This window comes from Mesorhizobium sp. M1396 (genome assembly GCF_040317725.1).
In the GTDB taxonomy this organism is placed as follows: Bacteria; Pseudomonadota; Alphaproteobacteria; order Rhizobiales; family Rhizobiaceae; genus Mesorhizobium.
In genome coordinates, this window is sequence record NZ_JAMYLA010000003.1 from 142,560 (window position 1) to 161,654 (window position 19,095).

Genomic DNA, 19,095 nt, shown 5'->3' on the forward strand with positions numbered 1-19,095 from the left:
TTGCCCTCCCGTTACAATACGATATCGGTCCAGAGCTCGGACGGATCCGGCTCCGCGTCGTTCTGGGCAAATTCGGCGGCGTCCGCAACGACGTCACGAACCTCCTTGTCGATGGCCTTGAGCTCGTCCTCGGTCGCCCACTTCTTCCCGGTCAGCCGCGCCTTGACCTGCTCGATCGGGTCATGGTCCGAGCGCATCTTCTGCACTTCTTCCTTCGAGCGGTATTTCGCCGGGTCGGACATCGAGTGACCGCGATAGCGGTAGGTCTGCATTTCGAGAATGATCGGTCCGTTGCCGGCGCGGCACCATTCGGTCGCCTGGTCGCCGGCGGCCTTCACGGCGCGCACGTCCATGCCATCGACCTGGATGCCAGGGATCTTGAACGAGGCGCCGCGATGCGAAAAGTTGGTTTCCGCCGAAGAGCGCGAAACCGAGGTGCCCATGGCATAGCGGTTGTTCTCGATGATGTAGATCACCGGCAGCTTCCACAGCGAGGCCATGTTGAAGCTTTCATAGACTTGGCCTTGGTTGGCCGCACCGTCGCCGAAATAGGTCAGCGAGACATTGTTGTTGTCGCGGTAGCGGTTGGCGAAGGCCAGCCCGGTGCCGAGCGAAACCTGCGCGCCGACGATGCCGTGGCCGCCATAAAAATGCTTTTCCTTGGAGAACATGTGCATGGAGCCGCCCTTACCCCGCGACAGGCCGCCACGACGCCCGGTCAGCTCGGCCATGACGCCACGCGGCGACAGCTCCATCGCCAGCATGTGGCCGTGGTCGCGATAGGCGGTGATCATCTGATCGCCGTCGATCAGCGCCATCTTCATGCCCGTGACGACCGCTTCCTGGCCGATATAGAGGTGGCAGAAGCCACCGATGAAGCCCATGCCATAAAGTTGGCCGGCCTTTTCCTCAAAACGGCGGATGAGCAGCATGTGCCGGTAGGCGGCAAGCTCTTCGTCCTTGGTGAATTCGGCAGGCTTGGGGGCCGAAAGCCCCGATTTACCGTCGGATTTGGATTTGGCAGGCGCTTTTCTGGCGGCGGTAGCCATGCATCACTCCCTGTTGGCGTCTCTTTGTGGACATTAGAGCAGATGAAATCTGCTCTGGGGAGATGAGCTCCTCCCCATCGATTTATGGGAAGCTAACACGCGTAAGAGCGTTGCGCCATGCCGAATTTGCATAGCTGGCATGCACCTAAGCGATTAAAATCATTGAAAATATTGCCGATTAACTGGATATCAGTTATTTCTCGACGGACGGCAACATGATGGTGATTTCGTCTGCCTGGGACAGATTGAGCGCCTTGCGCGCCTGCTCGTCGAGCATGTCCTTCTCAAGCGTGCCTTCATGCATGAGCCGAACGCGGCGCTCGAGTTCCATGCGGCGTGCCTTGATCGCATCGAGCTGGCCTTGCAGCGCTACCGTCTGGGCTTCCAGCTGGTATTTCGAGTAGATGCCGAATTCGCCGTGATAGGCATGAAAGCCGAAATAAGCCAAAAACGCCGCGCAGAGCGAGGGGATGATCAGCCGGCCGTTGTTTCTCTGCTTGTGCTGACGCGTCCACATCGCCCGATTCCTCTCGGCCGCGAACTCAGGCGGCTCACGATCTTTTTCGCTCGATTGTGCTTAACGGACGGTTACGGATGACCGGCGGGGCCCTGTCGAAATGAAAAAGGGCGGGAATGCTCCCGCCCTTTCATCCGATATTCGACGTTAGCGTGCTTACGGATCAGCCCTTGACCACCGACTTGCCGGCGTAGCTTGCTTGCTTGCCGAGCTCTTCCTCGATGCGGATCAACTGGTTGTACTTGGCCATGCGGTCGGAGCGCGACAGCGAGCCGGTCTTGATCTGTCCGCAATTGGTGGCGACCGCGAGATCGGCAATGGTCGAATCCTCGGTTTCGCCCGAGCGGTGCGACATGACGGCGGTGTAGCCGGCCTTGTGCGCGGTTTCGACGGCGTCGAGCGTTTCCGTCAGCGAGCCGATCTGGTTGACCTTGACCAGAATCGAATTGGCAACGCCCATGCGAATGCCGTCGCGCAGCCGTGCGGTGTTGGTGACGAACAAATCGTCGCCGACCAGCTGGGTCTTCTTGCCGATCAGATCGGTCAGGTACTTCCAGCCTTCCCAATCGTCCTCGGCCAGGCCGTCCTCGATCGAGATGATCGGATAGTCGGCGGCAAGCTTGGCCAGGTACTTGGCCTGCGCCTTGGGGTCGCGCGTCTTCTTCTCGCCCTCATAGACGTAGTTGCCGTCCTTGAAGAACTCGGTCGCGGCGCAATCGAGGCCGAGCGCAATCTCCTCGCCCGGCTTGAAGCCGGCCTGCTCGATCGATTCCATGATGAAATCGAGCGCCACAGGCGCACTTTTCAAATTCGGGGCAAAGCCGCCCTCGTCGCCGACATTGGTGTTGTGGCCGGCATCCTTCAGCTTCTTCCTCAGCGTGTGGAAGATTTCCGAACCCCAGCGGACACCTTCACGCAGCGTCGGCGCGCCGATCGGCAGGATCATGAATTCCTGGAAGTCGATCGGGTTGTCGGCATGCGCGCCGCCATTGATGATGTTCATCATCGGCACCGGCAGGAGATGCGCCTTGGTGCCGCCGACATAACGGTAGAGCGGCAGGCCGGCTGCTTCGGCGGCGGCCTTGGCCACCGCCAGCGACACGCCGAGAATGGCGTTGGCGCCGAGCCGGCTCTTGTTGGGTGTGCCGTCGAGCTCGATCATGGTCTGGTCGATGTGGATCTGATTTTCGGCTTCCATGCCGCCGATCGCCTCGAACAGCTCGCCATTCACCGCCTCAACAGCCTTGAGCACGCCCTTGCCGAGATAGCGGGCGCCGCCGTCGCGCAGTTCGACGGCCTCGTGGGCGCCGGTCGAAGCGCCCGACGGCACCGCCGCGCGGCCCATCGAGCCGTCTTCGAGAATGACGTCGACCTCGACGGTCGGATTTCCACGGCTGTCCAGGATTTCACGCCCGACAATGTCGATGATGGCGGTCATTGCGATGTCCTCGATTGATCTTAAGAAGCGTCGCGCACGTCTTAGCCAAAGTGCCGTAAAAGGCAATCGGCCGGCTCGCAATTATTGCCGTGGCGTCAGCCTAAAGCGCGTCGCGTTTGAACGGATTCAAACGGATTCAGGCGCCGCGCTTTAGATGTTTGTTTTTATGCATGTCGTTCTCCCAAAACCGGGGCCACTTTTTGGGCGACATGCATCACGATTCACGAAGCGCAAATCGCTGTCATCATAAGTCATGTGCGGCAGAGCGGCTTCCGGCTATGGTGCGGATGCGCGGGGCGAAACAGGAGGAGTTTCGCCATGTCCCAGTTGAGTGGTATCGTGAGTCTGTTCCTGATCGCGGCGGCCTTTCTGACGTCGTGCGACAATCAGCAGTCGCCGCCCAAGGCTGCGGCGCCCTTGTCGGCGCCGCATATAAGCGGATAGGTGTGCCTCGAATCCAAAAGGCCCCGTCGATCTCTCGACGGGGCCTTTTGCTTGCAGGCATCAATGCCAGTAAGGCGTGACCTTGTAGTAGTCATAGGACGCGTCGCGTGCCACCTCACCATCCGCGCCGGCCAGTTCGTTGATCGAATAGGCGGGTGCGGCCTTCAGCTGTTCCTTGGAGAACGGCACGACATAGCCGCCCTTGTCCTCGTCGTAGTCCAGGCTTGCCCACGGTATCGCGTGATACTTCTCGCCGATGCCGAGGAAGCCGCCAAAACCGATCACTGCGAACATGATGCCGTTCGACGTCTTGTCGAGCATGACGTCCTGGATGCTGCCGATGCTCTTGCCCTCGGTGTTGTAGACCGACGTGCCAATGACTCGCGAAGCCGCGATGGCCTCGGTGTGGCCAGTCTGGGTTGTCATGATCTTGCTCCTCATTGTCGTTAACTCTGCTTGGACAATGAGGGGCGCGGGCGAAAGTTCCCGACTTTTTTCGGCTGCGGGCCGGTCACTCCGCGAGGATGAAAGTCACCTTCATGTTGACGCGATAGGCGGTAATCTTGCCGTCCTCGACGACGATCTTCTGATCCTGGATCCAGGCGCCTTCGACGTTCTTCAGGGTTTTCGATGCGCGCGCAATCCCCTGTTCGATGGCGTCCTGAAAGCTCTTGTTCGACGACGAGGTGATTTCGGTGACGCGGGCGACGGACATGGCTTCCTCCTGCCAAAACGCTCATTTGCCGGGCAAGCGTACAGTCGGCTTATGCCGATCACAAGCGCCGACAGTCGGCGAAGGATGTGCCTGGCTTAGTGACCCTTGGCGATGCGATCGAATGCCATCAGCCGCTCGAGCAGGGCCGGCATGTCCTTCAGCGGCAGCATGTTCGGGCCATCGGAAGAGGTCGAATTATCCGGATCCTGATGGGTCTCGATGAACACGCCGGCAACGCCGACGGCGACGGCGGCGCGTGCCAGAGTCTCGACAAAGCGGCGCTCACCACCCGAGGAGCCGCCCTGCCCGCCCGGCTGCTGCACCGAATGGGTGGCGTCGAAGATCACCGGCGCGCCGATCTCGGCCATGACAGGCAAAGCGCGCATGTCGGAGACCAGCGTGTTGTAGCCGAAGGAGACACCGCGCTCGGTGGTCAGCACATTGGCGTTGCCGGAGCCGGTGATCTTGGCGACGACGTTCTTCATGTCCCAGGGGGCAAGGAACTGCCCCTTCTTCACGTTGATCACCTTGCCCGTTTTGGCGGCGGCGACCAGCATGTCGGTCTGGCGCGACAGGAAAGCCGGAATCTGCAGGACGTCGACATGCGGCGCGACGATGGCGCACTGCTCCTCGGTGTGGACATCGGTCAGCACGGGGAGCGAAAATGCCTTGCGCAGTTCGTCGAAGACGGGAAGTGCCGCATCCATGCCGGCACCCCGCGTCGCCGACAGCGAAGTGCGGTTGGCCTTGTCGTAGCTGGTCTTGTAGACGAGGCCTATGCCGAGCTTGCCGGTCAGTTCCTTCAGCGCGCCGGCCATATCGAAGGCATGCTGGCGCGATTCAAACTGGCAAGGGCCGGCGATCAGCGCCAAGGCTGCATTGTTGTCGAAGACGACATTGCCGACGGTTACCGATGAATTGGGCGCCAGGGGTATGCTCATGGGATCTCCCGGAAGATGAAGGCCGCGCCCTGTCCGGGTGCAGGCCGCACGACAATATCATTGCCCGCTATATCGTGTTGGATGGAATTGGCTGCAAGCAGCCGCGATGTGACATCGGCGCTCCGGACCGAAAAGACCACCGCGGCGAAGCGAAGGTCCGTCGGCGCACCGGCCGGCAGGCCAAAGCGCGCGGTGAAAGAGGCTGGGTCGAGCACGCTCAGATCCGCATTCGGCAAGTGAAATGTGCCGCCCCGGCTGTCGGTGGTCGGATTGTCCACCGCCACCGAAATCAATCCATGCTGTTCGGCAGGTTGGTCGCTGACAGCTACGATCTCGACAATTCCAGTGGCGCCGTTGGCGTGCGCCTGCAAAGCCGCACGGTCCACGTCAGGCGCGTTGACCCGCTCGCAGGCAAACAGGAAAGCGTCCGTGGCCTTGGCTCCCGCCGCAAAGGCGAGCTTGAACGATGCGACGTCGCTTTTGCCCGCCGGGTCCGTGAAGGCGCGCGAAAAGCTAAGCGTGTCCCCCGCCGAGATGCCGGCCTCGAGGTAGCGCGCATGATCGGCATCGGCATTGCCGGTAGAGAGAACCATGGCGGAGAATCCCTCGTCACCACGGTTGTCGCGATAGATGCGGTCGCGCGCGACGAAGACATTGCCTTCGGCAATGGCCGTCGTCGCGGCCTGCGAATCGCCGACAGCCAGTGGTTCGAGATAGGTGCCGTCGGCGAGGAACACACAACAGTTTTCGGTCCCGAAGGGATGGACCCCGGTCGGTGCAACGACGAAGCCGAGCGTGGTGAGCCGGGCTCGCGCCACATCGAGGCTCTGCGTCGGCAGCACCAGATGATCGAGCGGATGGGCGCCGGTGGCTGTGGTTCGGGTCATGCAGGCGCGATGTGCATCATTCCGCAAACCGGTTCAAGACTTGATCGCAATCCGGGCCGGTCCACCCGGCTATTTCATGGGACGTCGAAAGGCCGGAGCGTGATCTCGATCAGCTCCCCGCGACGACATCGGCGGAGTAGCGCAGCTCGCGCAGTGGTTTGACCTTGCTGGTGGTCCGCGCATAGAGCGGGTGCGCCTTGTAGGCGGCCAGCGCGGCGTCATCGGCGAATTCCGCATAGACGACCACATCGACCTCATCCGACAGCGGGTCCACCTTGGTGTTCAAGGTGACCTCGAAAAGGCTGGAATGAGGAATGTTGCCGAGCGCCAGCAGGCCGGTGCGCACCGCCTCCACGTCCTCCTTACGCCGCGCGCTGAAGAAAACGATATGCCGGATCAAAGCCGCCTCCTCGATCTAAATGCCGGAGGTCTTTTGTGACGGCAGCACGGCGGCGTCAATCGACAAGGATGTCGCGGCCGCCGGTCGTTCGAGCAGACGTTAGATATTGTTGGTGACGGACCGCGCGAAGTGCGTGGCGCCCCTCACCGTTGAGTCGAGATACCGGCCCTGATTGTATATGCCATCCCAGATCAGGAAAAACGCGATGGCGGCAATGACGACTACATAACGCATGGCTAAATCTATCGCACACGCAATGCCGCAGCCATAGGCGTTTTTGGCGCGTTCGGCCTTTGCTGTGCAAAAGGCAGATCCACACCGGCGAGAGCACCCACTTGGCACAGCCCAGCTTGCAGCCTGCCTCTTGAAGTTCCCCCTCATGACGTGGAAGATTGTCGCAAGGATTCACTGGGAAGCGCTGAAGCTCAGGCGAAAAAGGGCGCGCGCTTCGTTCGAGACCGCCGATCGCCGAACCGGTCAGCTGCCGGAACCACGCAACGGTGTTCGAACCTGGCGAATGAACCGCGAGAACCGGGGCTCGGCAATTTGCGCCGACACCGCGGAAGTCAGGGGCGCGTGAGATGGCACACAAGGAACATCATGGCATGGCGTTGAGCGACGCGATCAGGCTCGACGAATTCAATTTCGCCGAGATCGTCAAAGGTCTGCCGGCCAAGGCACGCATGGTGCTGTCGGCGGCGATGAACCTGCCGCGCGGTTCGCTCAAGGTCAGGATGCCGGACGGCCGCGCCGTCCTCGTCGGCGGCAAGGGACCCGGCCCGGACGCCGAACTGGTGCTCAAGAACTGGCGCTTGCCCGGCCGCGCCTTTTCCGGCGGCACGATCGGCGTTGCCGAATCCTACATGGATGGCGATTGGGATAGCCCCGACGTGACCAGCTTCCTGGAGCTGTTCGTGATCAATTCGGCCATCGGCGAGCGTATCGCGGGCGGCACCAGCTGGCTCATCAACACCGTCCAGCGCATCCGCCACTGGTTCAACCAGAACACACGCACCGGCTCGAGGCGCAACATCTCGGCGCATTACGACCTTGGCAACGCCTTCTACAAGGAATGGCTCGATCCGAGCATGACCTACTCCTCGGCGCTCTATACGACCGGTGCCAACGACCTGGAAAGCGGCCAGGCCGCCAAATATCGCGCGCTGGCGAAGGATATCGGGATCGATCCGAAGGACCATGTGCTGGAAATCGGCTGCGGCTGGGGTGGCTTCGCCGAATTCGCGGCGCGCGAGATCGGCTGCCGGGTGACAGGGCTGACAATCAGCCGCGAGCAGCACGATTTCGCCACGGCGCGCATCGCCAAGGCCGGACTTGCCGACAAGGTTGACATCAAGCTGCAGGATTATCGCGACGAAACCGGCACCTATGACCGCATCGCCTCGATCGAGATGTTCGAGGCGGTCGGCGAGAAATACTGGCCACTATTCTTCAGCAAAATGAAGGCCTGCCTGAAGCCCGGCGGCACTGCTGGCCTGCAGATCATCACCATCAACGAAGCTTCTTACGACACCTATCGCGCAAGGCCGGATTTCATCCAGCGCTACGTGTTCCCCGGTGGCATGCTGCCGACGCCGTCTATCCTCAAGGCGCTCGGCAGGGATCATGGCCTCGCCCATCTGCGCGAACACGTGTTTCCCGACGACTATGCCCGCACGCTCGCCGAATGGCGCCACCGGTTCTGGGCGTCATGGGAGAAGATCGTCCCGCTCGGCTTCGACGACCGCTTCAAGAAGCTCTGGGAGTTCTACCTGCACTATTGCGAGGCCGGATTCCGCGCCAGCTACATCGACGTGCGCCAGGTGGTCTACAAGGCTTATTAGATCGACGCCGCGGTGACGGCATGGAACCGAGCTTCGAACGGAAGTGGTCAGAGCAGGATGCGGTATTTCGCGAATCCTGCCTCGCCCTCACCCGCCGGTTCGATCTTCAGCGATTTCACCCGCCCAATAAAATCCTTCGCCTTGGCGCCGGTTTCGAACACGGCGCTGGTTCCGGGCAGCGGCATGAACGACCAATTGTCGTCCGGCGCGGATGAACATACGCAGCCGGGGAAGATCAGCCCTTGTCGTCGTCGCCCTGGGTGATCAGTCGCGCGCTGCGCTGACCCGTCGCGTAGATCCATAGCCAGCTCAACGAAACGGCGAGCCGGTTACGAAAGCCGATCAGGAAATAGATGTGTGCAATCCCCCACAGCCACCAGGCCGCCCAGCCGGTGAGCTTGATCCAGCCGAAGTCGATCACGGCGGCACGCTTGCCGATCGTGGCGAGATCGCCGTCATGCCTATAGTGGAACGGGCGCGAGGTGGTGTCGCCGGCAAGCCGCGCCTTCAGCGTGGCGGCAACATGCCGGCCCTGCTGCTTGGCGGCGGGCGCCACTCCAGGAACGGGCCGCCCGTCAGGCCGCAGGACATGAGCGGCATCGCCGATGACGAAAATCTCCGGGCTGCCAGGGACGGTCAGGTCTGGCTCGACGAGCACCCTGCCCGCCCGGTCCGCCGCCGCGCCGAGCCACTCGGCGGCCGGTGAAGCGGCAACGCCCGCCGCCCACAGGATCGTCTTCGCCGCCAGGTGCTTGTCGCCGAAGACGACGCCCTCGGCGTCGCAACGCGTAACAGCCCGGCCGAGTTCGACCGTCACGCCGAGCCGCTCGAGCGCCTTCGAGGCATAGTCGGAAAGCTTCGGTGCGAAATTGGCCAGAATACGGTCACCGGCCTCGATCAGCACCACGCGCGTGTCGCGTGTATCGATGTTGCGGAACTCGCCATGCAGCGTGTCATGTGCCAGCTCGACGATGGTGCCGGCCAGTTCCACGCCGGTCGGCCCGCCACCGACGATCGCAATGGTCAGCAGCGCCTGGCGTTTGGCGGGATCGGTCTCCCGCTCGGCCTGCTCGAAAGCCAGAAGTATGCGCCGCCGAACCGTGGTGGCGTCCTCCAGCGTCTTCAGGCCAGGCGCGAAAGGCTCCCACTCGTCATGGCCGAAATAGGCATGGCGGGCACCGGTGGCGAGCAGCAGCGTGTCGTAGGCGACCGCGCTGCCGTCTTCGAGCAGCACGCGTTTGCCGGCGCGATCGACGCCGACGACATTGGCGAGCAATGTCGTCACGTCCTTACGCTTGTGCAGCAGATGGCGGACCGGCCAGGCAATCTCGGATGTCGCCAGCGCCGTGGTCGCCACCTGGTAGAGCAGCGGCTGGAAGAGGTGATGGTTACGCTTGTCGATCATGGTGATGCGCACCGGCGCACCGCCAAGCGCACGTGTGAATTCGAGACCGCCGAAACCCGCGCCGACGACGACGACATGATGGCTGGCTTGGTTCATCTCAATTCACCCCAATGCATCTGACCTGATGTAGGTATTTTTGTGCACTGCAACAACGCTCCATCCTTTGATGATTGCCCGGGAGTCGCCTTCGAATGTCGTGAATGCACATGTCGGGCACCGTGGCCCGGTATAGCGTTCTTCAAACGGCACCACGAGGTGAGGCATGGCCAACGATCGAGACGACGCCGCTCCGGCGCGGTATTCTTCGCCGCCCTGTTTCATGCATGAACTCGATCCGGAATTCAGAGCGCCTCTGAACGACTGGACCGATGTGAGACGCTGGCGCAAGCCCGAGCGCGAACGCCTGATCACGGCCCGCCTTGCCGTTTCGGCCGACGCGAGAACGGTCATGTCGCAACGGATCGCCGATGGCCTCGACGCGATCATTGGCAAGATCGCCGGCCGCATGGTCAGTCTTTACTGGCCGTTTCGCGGCGAGCCGGACTTGCGGCCATGGATGGCGTCCGTCAATGCACGCGGCGGCCGCACCGCCCTGCCCATCGTTGTCGAGAAAGGGCACCCGCTGACCTTTCGCACCTACGCGCCGGGCGACAGGCTGGAGAAAGGCGTCTGGAACATCCCGATTCCTGCCGAGGGCGATCCGGTGCTGCCGGACATCGTCATCTCACCGATCGTCGGCATCGATCCCCAGAACTACCGCCTGGGCTATGGCGGCGGCTTCTTCGACCGCACGCTGGCCGCGATGCCGTTCAAGCCCCTGGTCATCGGCGTCGGCTACGAGCTGCAGCGCATCGCCACCATCTACCCGCAGCCGCACGATATCCCGATGGATCGGGTGGTGACCGAGGCATTCAGGATCGGTTAGCGGTGTTGAGATTCAGGTTAGGCCGAGTCGAGAATGGCGGGTTCCGAGAACCGGAACGGAGGGGACGTTAGAGTCCATGAGTACCGGAAGCACAAGAAACCGCCGTTCGCAGGCCGGCATCACCTGAATCGATATAGCTCAGGCCATTTCCGGTTTCATGCCCATGGCTGTGCGGTCGACGATTTCGCGTAGCGCAAAAGATGAGTTGATCTTTGTCACATGCGGCATCGCCGACAGCCATTCCTTGTGGATGCGCTCATAGTCGACGAGATCCTTTGCCGCGATCCTGAGAATATAGTCGTACTCGCCGGACATCAGATGGCAGGACAGCACGTTCGGACAGCGCTTGATCGCCGCCTCGAAATCCGACAGCGTCTTCTCGAATTGTCCCGACAAGGATATGTGCACGATCGCCGTCATCTGGTGGCCAAGCGCAGCATTGGAGAGCCGGGCATGGTAGCCGCGGATGGTTCCGGATTTCTCCAGATTGTCGAGCCGGCGCGAACAGGCCGACTGCGACAGGCCGACCTTCTCGGCGAGTGCCGCATTGGGTATCCGGCCATCCTTCTGCAAAGTCTCGAGAATGGCGATATCAATCCTGTCGAGCGGCATTTTTCGTGAATCCTGCGAAAATCTGACTGTTTTGCGCAACGATTATCGAAACACGCCCGCTGGCGCAAGCGCATTCGCAAACACTTGCGCACCGATTCGTGGTTCACTCCTGCAATACAGGGAACGAGCCCAAAAGGGCCGGATCAGGAGAAGAAAAATGCGCGTCGGCTGCCCCAAGGAAATCAAGAATCACGAATATCGCGTCGGCCTCACGCCCGGCTCGGTCCGCGAATATGTCGCCCATGGCCACGAAGTGCTGGTCGAGACGGGAGCCGGAGCCGGCATCGGGGCCGATGACAACGCCTATCGCGCCGCCGGCGCGACGATTGCCAAGACGGCTGCCGACGTGTTCGCCAAGTCGGACATGATCGTCAAGGTCAAGGAGCCGCGGCCCACCGAATGGGCGCAGCTTCGCGAAGGCCAGATCCTGTACACCTATCTTCATCTTGCTCCGGATCCGGAGCAGACCAAGGGCCTGCTCGCTTCCGGCGTGACGGCAATCGCCTACGAGACCGTGACCGATGATCGTGGCGGCCTGCCGCTGCTGGCGCCGATGTCCGAGGTCGCCGGACGCCTGTCGATCCAGGCCGGCGCCACGGCGCTGCAGAAGGCCAATGGCGGCCGCGGCGTGCTGCTCGGCGGCGTGCCCGGCGTGCTGCCCGGCAAGGTCACCGTGCTTGGCGGCGGCGTTGTCGGCCTGCACGCTGCCAGGATGGCGGCGGGGCTTGGCGCCGATGTCACCATCATCGACCGCTCGATCCCGCGCCTGCGTCAGCTCGATGACCTCTTCGCCGGCCGCGTCCACACCCGTTACTCGACGGTCGAGGCGCTGGAAGAAGAGTGTTTTTCGGCCGATATCGTCGTTGGCGCCGTGCTGATCCCCGGTGCCGCGGCGCCGAAGCTGGTTTCGCGCGAAATGCTCTCAGGCATGAAGAAGGGCTCGGTGCTGGTCGACGTCGCCATCGACCAGGGCGGCTGCTTCGAGACCTCGCACGCCACAACCCATGCCGATCCGACCTATGAGGTCGATGGCGTCATCCACTATTGCGTCGCCAACATGCCGGGCGCGGTGCCGGTCACCTCGGCCCATGCGCTCAACAACGCAACGCTTCACTATGGCCTGCAGCTTGCCGACAAGGGCCTGAAGGCGCTGATCGACGACCACCATTTGCGCAACGGCCTCAATGTCCACAAGGGCAAGATCACCAACCGGGCTGTCGCCGAGGCACTCGGCTACGAACTGGTCGAGCCGAAAGCCGTTCTGGCCGCCTGATTTCACAAAAAGACTGCTTCTTCCCGTCTCACCCGCCGGTTTCATGCCGGCGGGTTTTTCTTTGGGATCGAAGCAGGCAACAAAAAAGCGGAGCCAAAGCCCCGCTTCCTCGATGTCGAGATTTGCCGCCGGTTCATCCGCGGTCGGCCAATCGATCGACAATCGCGTTCTATCGCGATTATGCGACGGGAGTACGACAGCGTCTCCTGTCGGCGATCCCAGCGCCTCATGCGCGCTCGATGCGACACTGGTAGCAATTGTTGCGCGCGGAACGGACATGGACGTAGGCGATATCGTCGCGCTCGAACAGCGCCTCTGCCCGTGCGGCGATTGCTCCGGTCGGGATGACACCGCCACTGCCATAGACGATGCGATCATCCCTGCCATAGCCGCGCACGATGTAGTCGGGACTTTCGAGGATCTCGGGAAGCGCCTCGCTTCCGGCGGCGCGTTCGCATTCCTCGGCATGCAGGAAGATCGGCCCGGTTTCGGCGTAGGGCTGGAGCTCCGGAAATGGCCGGTAGGCCAGAATGAGGTAAGCGTCGCCGGCGGCGATGTTTTTCAGGCAGTGCCGGCAAGGCATGCCGTCCCCGTCGGAGATCTTTCGCTCGGGCGTGTTTCCGTAAGCATCGGGACCGCCCCGCTGCAGGTTCCTGACATCGTCGGTCGGCAACGCTTTGAACTGGATGGTCATGGTGAATTTCTCCGGTGTCGTTGACCGGAAATTATGTCGCCAGGTCCGCGCCTCCCACCCGATTCCTGCCAAGGTGCAGGACCGATCGATTCTCGGCAATCGGTCCTGCGACCAGTTCTGTTCGGATCGGGTTTTGTCCGTCCGGCATATTGCGCCGGCTAAAGAATACTGTCCCGCTCAGCGGATAAAATCGTCGAAGCGGCGGAGCGTCACGCGCCGGTTCTGCCAATTCTCGTTCTGCGTTTGCACGAGCAAAAACTCCTCACCGTAACCAACCGTTTCCAGTGCATAGCCGGGCACACGGAATTCGCGCACCAGTGTGCGCTTGAGCGAAGCGGCGCGCTGTTCCGACAGGGCATGGTTCGACTGGAAGGAGCCGACGGCGTCGGTATGGCCCTCGATCAGCACGCGGGCACCCGGATCGCGGCGCAGGATGCGCCGCAGCGCGTCAGCAATGTTCTCGATCTTGTCGTATTGCGAGTTGGAAATGGCCGCCGAACCGAAGGCGAAATTGATCGACTGGATATCGATCGAGCGGGCCATGCGGCGCAAATCCGGGCGCCGCTTGAATTCGCGGATGGTGACGCGTTCATTCGGCCGCAGCTTCACACGCGGTGCCGCCTCGAGCTTCCTCTCGATCGTCGCGGCCGAAGGCGTTGTCGCCTGGGCGGCGGCAAGACTTGGCATGGCAATGGCCGCGATCAGCGCGGCGGCAAGTGTACGGCGGGTCAACATGTCTTCGTCTCCTTCGGCCTTGGCCGCATTGATGGTGCGGGCAACATGCCAAAGGCAGCCTGAAGCGCCGATGAACGACGGGTTCAGATTCCGGCTGGTATCACGGCCGCATGACACTGGCCGAGCGTTCGTCGAAAGGCAGCGGATGCACGGTCTCTTTCTTCTGCGCCACAGGTGCAAAGCCGAGCTTCTGATAGAGCGGCAGAGCCGCCGGATGATCGAGCGTGCAGGTCTGCACCGTCACCCGCTTCGGACCATACGACCACGCGGCGGCGATCGCGGAGCCCAGGAACCAGCGGCCGATGCCCTGCCCGGTGGCATGTTCCATCATGCCGAAATAGGCAAGTTCGACTTCTTCCGGCAGATGCGGCTTGAGATCGAAGAAGCCGGCCGGTGCCCCGTCGAGATAGAGCACCCTGATGTCGCGATCCTCGCGGTGGATGCCGGCGGAAAGCTCGTCATCATCCAGTCTCAGCACATTGACCCAGTGCCATTTGCGCCCCACCCGGTCCATCAAATAGCGGTAGAAATGCAGCGGAATGTCCTTGGTCTTCAGCAGCGCGACCTGACGGTTATAGGGCACAGGCGGCAAATAGGCCGGCGGCATATGCATCTCGAGGAACGTCACCGTGACTTCGATGTCTGCCAGCACGCCGTTTTCCATCGTCTTCATTCCTTGCCGGTCACGACAGGCGTGTCGGAAAGCCCACCCCACTCCGTCCATGAGCCGTCGTAAAGCCTGTTGTCGGTGTGGCCAAGCGTTTCCAGCGCCAGCGTCACCACCGCCGCGGTAATGCCGGAGCCACATGAGGTGACGACGGGTTTCGACAGATCGATGCCGGCCTCTTCGATCACCTTGCGCAGGCGGTCCTTCGACAACAGCTCGCCATTTTCCGACAGCGCCGAATAGGGCAGATTGCGCGCGCCAGGCATATGGCCGGAGCGGATGCCCGCGCGCGGTTCTGGCTCGGTGCCGGTGAAGCGGCCCGGCCCACGGGCGTCGGCGATCTGGCTCTCCCCGGTGTCGACGATCCGGCGCATGTCGGCGAGGCTGGCGACGCGACCAGCGTCGAAATCGGCATGAAATACGCTTGGCGCGATCTTCGTCGGTTCGGCCGTTACCGGCCGGCCGGCGGCTTTCCAGCCATCGAAGCCGCCGTCCAGAATATAGGTCTGGAAGACGCCCATCACCCGGAACATCCACCATGCCCGAGGCGCGGAGAAGAAACCCGGGCCGTCATAGACGACGATGGTGTCATCGGCCGAAACGCCCATGGCGCCCACATACTGGGCGAAGTGCTGCGGCGACGGCAACATGTGCGGCAGGGGCGAATCCGGGTCGGAAACGGCATCCTGATCCAGGAACCGCGCGCCCGGAATGTGCGCCGCCTCGTATTCGCCGCGCGCATCGCGCTTTTGCGCCGGGAGATACCAGGACGCATCGATGATCGTCATGCCCGGCTCGCCGAGACGCTGCTGCAGCCAGTCCGCATCGACGGTGAAAGGGCTGTCCTCTGCCATTCTTGTTCTCCTGCTTCGTCTTCGGCCAACATTGAGCCTGCCTTCTTGGCCGACCGCAATCCTTTGGCTGACCTTCGGTTCGGGATCATGTTCGGCTCGACAATCCGGATGTATTGTGAGCGCACGACATGTCTGCCGTGGCAGTGCGTTGATTCCGATTGTTTTCGTGTTTCGTGGCGAGTACGGAGTGATGGTTATGATCTGGGGTGGGCGGGGTCAATAAAATCTCGACATGAGCAATCTCCTGTTTTCCCGTGTTCCCAGCAATCCGGTTTCGCTCGGGCTTGTTTGCAATTTTATTGCGCACTATCCGCCTTTTGACGGTTACGAGTTCGGCTTGATGGTGAAGACGCTGCGCTATCAACTGGACCAGCAGACACACATGATCGGCTCGATTGACGACGCCATCGTCGCTTATGTCGGTTGGATACAGACCAGCCGCGAGATAGCAGAAGCCTGGGCGACGAACGGCGGACCACTCAATCCCCTTCCCGGGGGCGACGCCACCGCGGTGACGGTTCTGGCGACGCGGTCCTCGTCCCACATCCTGCCGATGATCAAGAAGGCCAAGCTCATCAACCTCGACAAGTCGGTATTCTGGAAACGCGACTTCATCGACAACCGCGGCTCGGTCAAGCGTGCCGTCCGCAAGCGCGACGTCTGATGGATTCGGCCGACTCCGCCGAGGCGCTGACGCAAGAAATCCTCATCCGGCTGGATGATCGCTACGCCGCGATGTTCGTGCGCATCTGGCGGCCGGCCGGCACGTCGCGCGCAACGGTCTTCTGCCTGCACGGCTTCACCGGCAATGGTGCCGACTTTGACTACCTTGCCACATTCCTGTGCCGCAATGGCTTCCTGGTGATCTGCCCAGACCTGTTGGGACGCGGGCGCAGCGCCTATCTGGGTTCAGGATACGATATCAACGTCTACTCCAAATGCCTGCGTGCGCTTGGCGAGTTCGCCGGGACGGAGAACCACTTCATCGGCACTTCGTGGGGTGGCACGATCTTGCTGTTGTTCCTGTATATGACTCATTCCAAGGCCGCGAAAATCGTTCTCAACGACGTGCCAATGCTCGGCGGGCCGAAGGTCGACGCGATGAGAAGCGGAGTCACGAAGGAAAGTGCGCTCAAGTTCGAGACCCGCGCAGCGGCGAAGGAGTATCTGGGCGCCTCCAGAGCCGTCATGGGGTCGGTCGAGGAAACGGTCTTCAACCGCTATGTCGAGAACAGAATCGCCGCCAGCCCGGATGGCTTCCGACTTGCCTATGACCCGGCCACGACCGGAAACTTCGACGCCATGACCGGGCGCGATTACGATCTGTTCCCAATCGCAGCCAAGATCGATGCCCGCATCCTCATGATGTACGGCCGCGGCAGCCAAGTCATCGACCGGCAGGCCATCGACCGCACGCGAAAGGCACGGCCCGATCTGTGGCTTGCCGACAATATCTATGCGGGCGATCCGCCGTCGCTGATGACGCTGGACCAGGCCCTGCTCATCCTGGGTTTCCTGTCTGCTGTCTGAAACTGGATTTGTCGTGGCGGGGTTGGTTTCGGAAAATGCATTTCGACGATTTATACAGTGAATATATCGCCGCGACTTATGATCGCCAAAGCTCGGCTGAAAATCCCGCCAAGATCCTGGTTTGCACGACTCCGCGAACCGCCGGGCATTCCTATTGCCAGGTCTTGCAGCAGTTCGGCCTTGGAATACCCACCGAATATTTTCAGTGGCAATATGCCTTGCCGTTGATGAGACGATGGTCGGCCGACGACACTATTGACCTCGAAAAACTCAATGAGCAGGCGCCGGTCTTCGGTCGGCATCTCCTGAAGAAGAGGACTGAAAACGGCGTATTCGGCGCCAAGATCTTTTTTGAAAACCTGCCATTCGCGCGTAGTTCGATCGGCGATGACGACGGTAACTCGTTCTACGTGTTCCTCTCCAGGAGAAACAAGGTAGAGCAGACCATAAGTCTGCTCTCGATGCTCCATACAGGCCAGCCCTTCGACAGTCAGGAGACACTGCCTGGGATTCCCACGGTGACAATTTTGAGCGAGAGGGTTGTCCGAGATACCGCGCAGTACATTTTCGACAGCGAGATCAGGTGGAAAAATTACCTGAACAGCATTGATCGCCACAGAGTGGCTGATGTTTGCTACGAAGACTTTGTCGCGAACCAGCAGGAAAACGTATCCGTCACAATGAGCAATTGGTTCCCGGACTTCGAGCTGAAGTCAAAGGCCATATCGACAAGCAAGCGCTATGCGCATGATGTCGAGTTCAAGACCATGGTCGGAAGACAATTCGGGGACTACATCCGGCGGTTTTGGCGAGAACGCGCCTGACTTTGCGCCTCATCGACGCGAAACACTGACCGAAGACCCCTCCGCCGGGCGTAATGCCAGCGCATAGTCGAACCGGATCACATCGTCGGCCCGACTGAAGGCGAACTGGCGTACCACGGCGAGAATAGCCTCCTTTACTTCCAGCCGGCCAAGACGGGCGCCACCGCACATGCGCGGTCCGGTGAGGAACGGAATAAAAGCCCGTCGGTCGAAGCTGTTCTCGATGAATTCCTTCCTGCTTGCGTCGAACGTGCGCGGGTTTTCCCAGAAGGCTGGATGCTGGTGCACGCCGATGATCGATACCATGATCAGCTGCCCGGCGCGCAGGTCGCGGCCGTCAAGAACGGTATCGGCGCCGACTTCTCGGGTCAGAAACGGTATCGGAGGGAAATAACGCATCGTCTCATTGATGATGCAATCGGTATACGGCGTGAGCACCTCGCCCGAGAGGATCTCGGCATGGATGCGCTCCTGCACCTGCTGATTGGCCCCCAGCCGGTCGATCACCCAAAGTGCCGTCGTCACGGTTGTCTCGACGCCGGCGAAGAAGTTCATGACGAACTCCTCGACCGGCGAAAAGCCTTCAACGTTGCGGGCCTCGCTTGTGAAGCGGTCCATCTCGGCCGCCGCCCGTGGGTCCGCCATCAGCCGCGATCCGAAATCGGCGATCAATGCACGGGCGTCCTTGATCGCATTCGCGCGTTCGGCGGTCGTCGGCGACACCCAGGAATAAAATTGGAGACGCCTCAGCACCTCGCGCACCCTGTCGAGCAACAAGAGTGTCGCCGCCATATCGGGAACAAGGCCGAAAGCCCGGTAAAATATCGTCATTGACGCAGCAAACAGGGCTTGCTGAATCGCGGGCAGCGTCGCCTCGCTCCCGGAAAGACTGGTGGCATAGATTTCCGCCACGGGATGCTGCTGCGCCGACCTGGCGGCTGCCAAATAGATATCCTGGGTCATAGCGCGCCGGACGGACCAGTCTTCATCATTGGTGTTGAAGCGGCTGAATCCGAGCGCCGAGATCAGAGAGAAGTTCTTTCGGAAAAGCTCCGGCGCCTTGACGATTACGTCGACGGCCACAGGACTGTCGAAGACAGTCACATTGCCGAGGTCACGGGCCTTTCCATTGGGCCCCACCTGCCCGCTTTGGGCAAAAAGCGCGTAGACGAGATTGTTTAGAACGCTTTCGATTTGCGCCTGATTGTCCATCAATGCCCCCAAGCAGCCATGAACGCCACAGGCATCGCGCTGACGTCTCGACCAGAAAACCCAGCTCTATCATATTTGATTCGCAGGGATAAAAAGCCCTCTGTGGCAAACGCGTAACACTGCCCGACCAAA

At 61.3% G+C, this 19,095-nt stretch carries 24 protein-coding genes; 7 read left to right on the forward strand and 17 right to left on the reverse strand.

The features are described 5' to 3' along the window. Positions 1 to 11: 11 nt before the first annotated feature. The 9 genes from pdhA to NKH02_RS03320 all read right to left on the reverse strand — a co-directional run bounded on the left by pdhA (position 12) and on the right by NKH02_RS03320 (position 6,625). On the reverse strand, positions 12 to 1,049 hold the full coding sequence (gene pdhA / locus NKH02_RS03280) for a pyruvate dehydrogenase (acetyl-transferring) E1 component subunit alpha (RefSeq protein WP_352868406.1): 1,038 nt from the start codon (positions 1,047 to 1,049) through the stop codon (positions 12 to 14). Positions 1,050 to 1,242: 193 nt separating this feature from the next. Continuing rightward, positions 1,243 to 1,566 (reverse strand): FtsB family cell division protein, encoded by a 324-nt coding sequence (locus NKH02_RS03285; protein WP_352876346.1) that lies wholly within the window; start codon positions 1,564 to 1,566, stop codon positions 1,243 to 1,245. Positions 1,567 to 1,729: 163 nt separating this feature from the next. Beyond that, positions 1,730 to 3,004, reverse strand: coding sequence for a phosphopyruvate hydratase (eno, locus tag NKH02_RS03290; RefSeq protein ID WP_352657940.1), 1,275 nt, complete (start codon positions 3,002 to 3,004; stop codon positions 1,730 to 1,732). Between the two features lie 504 nt (positions 3,005 to 3,508). Continuing rightward, a complete protein-coding gene (locus tag NKH02_RS03295; RefSeq protein WP_352868401.1) occupies positions 3,509 to 3,874 on the reverse strand; it encodes a PRC-barrel domain-containing protein in 366 nt (121 codons plus the stop codon). Between the two features lie 85 nt (positions 3,875 to 3,959). Beyond that, a complete protein-coding gene (locus tag NKH02_RS03300; RefSeq protein ID WP_352868399.1) occupies positions 3,960 to 4,163 on the reverse strand; it encodes a dodecin family protein in 204 nt (67 codons plus the stop codon). A 95-nt stretch (positions 4,164 to 4,258) separates the two neighbouring features. Further along, the gene (kdsA, locus tag NKH02_RS03305; RefSeq protein ID WP_352868397.1) at positions 4,259 to 5,104 is read right to left on the reverse strand and encodes a 3-deoxy-8-phosphooctulonate synthase; all 846 of its coding nucleotides are present in this window, start codon (positions 5,102 to 5,104) and stop codon (positions 4,259 to 4,261) included. Further along, on the reverse strand, positions 5,101 to 5,991 hold the full coding sequence (locus tag NKH02_RS03310; RefSeq protein WP_352868395.1) for a VOC family protein: 891 nt from the start codon (positions 5,989 to 5,991) through the stop codon (positions 5,101 to 5,103). Before NKH02_RS03310 ends, kdsA begins: the two co-directional genes overlap by 4 nt. Positions 5,992 to 6,100: 109 nt before the next feature. Continuing rightward, positions 6,101 to 6,391, reverse strand: coding sequence for a Dabb family protein (locus tag NKH02_RS03315; RefSeq protein ID WP_352868392.1), 291 nt, complete (start codon positions 6,389 to 6,391; stop codon positions 6,101 to 6,103). Positions 6,392 to 6,490: 99 nt separating this feature from the next. Next, positions 6,491 to 6,625: a hypothetical protein gene (locus NKH02_RS03320; RefSeq protein ID WP_352868389.1), complete on the reverse strand. Its 135-nt coding sequence runs from the start codon at positions 6,623 to 6,625 to the stop codon at positions 6,491 to 6,493. A 64-nt stretch (positions 6,626 to 6,689) separates the two neighbouring features. Here NKH02_RS03320 and NKH02_RS03325 point away from each other — a divergent pair, with 64 nt between their 5' ends. Together NKH02_RS03325 and NKH02_RS03330 are read left to right on the forward strand one after the other, a co-directional pair. Beyond that, the gene (locus NKH02_RS03325) at positions 6,690 to 6,971 is read left to right on the forward strand and encodes a DUF1365 family protein (RefSeq protein ID WP_352868560.1); all 282 of its coding nucleotides are present in this window, start codon (positions 6,690 to 6,692) and stop codon (positions 6,969 to 6,971) included. A 1-nt stretch (position 6,972) separates the two neighbouring features. Beyond that, positions 6,973 to 8,232 (forward strand): class I SAM-dependent methyltransferase, encoded by a 1,260-nt coding sequence (locus NKH02_RS03330; protein WP_352868386.1) that lies wholly within the window; start codon positions 6,973 to 6,975, stop codon positions 8,230 to 8,232. Between the two features lie 47 nt (positions 8,233 to 8,279). Here the strand turns inward: NKH02_RS03330 and NKH02_RS03335 are convergent, their stop codons facing one another. Further along, positions 8,280 to 8,417, reverse strand: coding sequence for a hypothetical protein (locus NKH02_RS03335; RefSeq protein WP_352876415.1), 138 nt, complete (start codon positions 8,415 to 8,417; stop codon positions 8,280 to 8,282). A 50-nt stretch (positions 8,418 to 8,467) separates the two neighbouring features. Next, the gene (locus NKH02_RS03340) at positions 8,468 to 9,733 is read right to left on the reverse strand and encodes an NAD(P)/FAD-dependent oxidoreductase (protein WP_352868383.1); all 1,266 of its coding nucleotides are present in this window, start codon (positions 9,731 to 9,733) and stop codon (positions 8,468 to 8,470) included. Positions 9,734 to 9,899: 166 nt separating this feature from the next. Here NKH02_RS03340 and NKH02_RS03345 point away from each other — a divergent pair, with 166 nt between their 5' ends. Further along, positions 9,900 to 10,562 carry a 5-formyltetrahydrofolate cyclo-ligase gene (locus NKH02_RS03345; protein ID WP_352876349.1) on the forward strand — a complete coding sequence of 221 codons (663 nt, stop codon included), beginning with the start codon at positions 9,900 to 9,902 and terminating at the stop codon, positions 10,560 to 10,562. A 138-nt stretch (positions 10,563 to 10,700) separates the two neighbouring features. Here NKH02_RS03345 and NKH02_RS03350 read toward each other — a convergent pair whose 3' ends face one another. Next, entirely contained in the window at positions 10,701 to 11,174 is a 474-nt protein-coding gene (locus tag NKH02_RS03350) for an Lrp/AsnC family transcriptional regulator (protein WP_010909317.1), read from the reverse strand. Between the two features lie 157 nt (positions 11,175 to 11,331). On the opposite strand from NKH02_RS03350, the gene ald reads away from it, so the two are divergent. Beyond that, positions 11,332 to 12,447, forward strand: a complete 1,116-nt coding sequence (gene ald / locus NKH02_RS03355; RefSeq protein WP_352876352.1) for an alanine dehydrogenase — start codon at positions 11,332 to 11,334, stop codon at positions 12,445 to 12,447. A 226-nt stretch (positions 12,448 to 12,673) separates the two neighbouring features. Here ald and NKH02_RS03360 read toward each other — a convergent pair whose 3' ends face one another. The 4 genes from NKH02_RS03360 to sseA form a co-directional block, all read right to left on the reverse strand. Then, positions 12,674 to 13,141, reverse strand: coding sequence for a DUF1203 domain-containing protein (locus NKH02_RS03360; RefSeq protein WP_352876355.1), 468 nt, complete (start codon positions 13,139 to 13,141; stop codon positions 12,674 to 12,676). Between the two features lie 177 nt (positions 13,142 to 13,318). Continuing rightward, positions 13,319 to 13,876: an OmpA family protein gene (locus tag NKH02_RS03365; RefSeq protein WP_352876358.1), complete on the reverse strand. Its 558-nt coding sequence runs from the start codon at positions 13,874 to 13,876 to the stop codon at positions 13,319 to 13,321. A gap of 100 nt (positions 13,877 to 13,976) precedes the next feature. Continuing rightward, positions 13,977 to 14,540, reverse strand: a complete 564-nt coding sequence (locus NKH02_RS03370; RefSeq protein ID WP_352876361.1) for a GNAT family N-acetyltransferase — start codon at positions 14,538 to 14,540, stop codon at positions 13,977 to 13,979. A 5-nt stretch (positions 14,541 to 14,545) separates the two neighbouring features. After that, positions 14,546 to 15,397, reverse strand: a complete 852-nt coding sequence (gene sseA, locus NKH02_RS03375) for a 3-mercaptopyruvate sulfurtransferase (protein ID WP_352876363.1) — start codon at positions 15,395 to 15,397, stop codon at positions 14,546 to 14,548. A 232-nt stretch (positions 15,398 to 15,629) separates the two neighbouring features. On the opposite strand from sseA, the gene NKH02_RS03380 reads away from it, so the two are divergent. From NKH02_RS03380 to NKH02_RS03390, 3 genes are read left to right on the forward strand one after another with little or no spacing between them, the layout of a single operon-like run. After that, positions 15,630 to 16,061 (forward strand): hypothetical protein, encoded by a 432-nt coding sequence (locus NKH02_RS03380; protein WP_352868365.1) that lies wholly within the window; start codon positions 15,630 to 15,632, stop codon positions 16,059 to 16,061. After that, positions 16,061 to 16,927 (forward strand): alpha/beta fold hydrolase, encoded by an 867-nt coding sequence (locus NKH02_RS03385; RefSeq protein ID WP_352876366.1) that lies wholly within the window; start codon positions 16,061 to 16,063, stop codon positions 16,925 to 16,927. Before NKH02_RS03380 ends, NKH02_RS03385 begins: the two co-directional genes overlap by 1 nt. A gap of 35 nt (positions 16,928 to 16,962) precedes the next feature. Then, positions 16,963 to 17,751, forward strand: coding sequence for a Stf0 family sulfotransferase (locus NKH02_RS03390; protein WP_352876368.1), 789 nt, complete (start codon positions 16,963 to 16,965; stop codon positions 17,749 to 17,751). A gap of 9 nt (positions 17,752 to 17,760) precedes the next feature. Here NKH02_RS03390 and NKH02_RS03395 read toward each other — a convergent pair whose 3' ends face one another. Next, complete coding sequence (locus NKH02_RS03395; protein ID WP_352876371.1) at positions 17,761 to 18,963, reverse strand: cytochrome P450; 1,203 nt, start codon at positions 18,961 to 18,963, stop codon at positions 17,761 to 17,763. Positions 18,964 to 19,095: the final 132 nt, after the last annotated feature.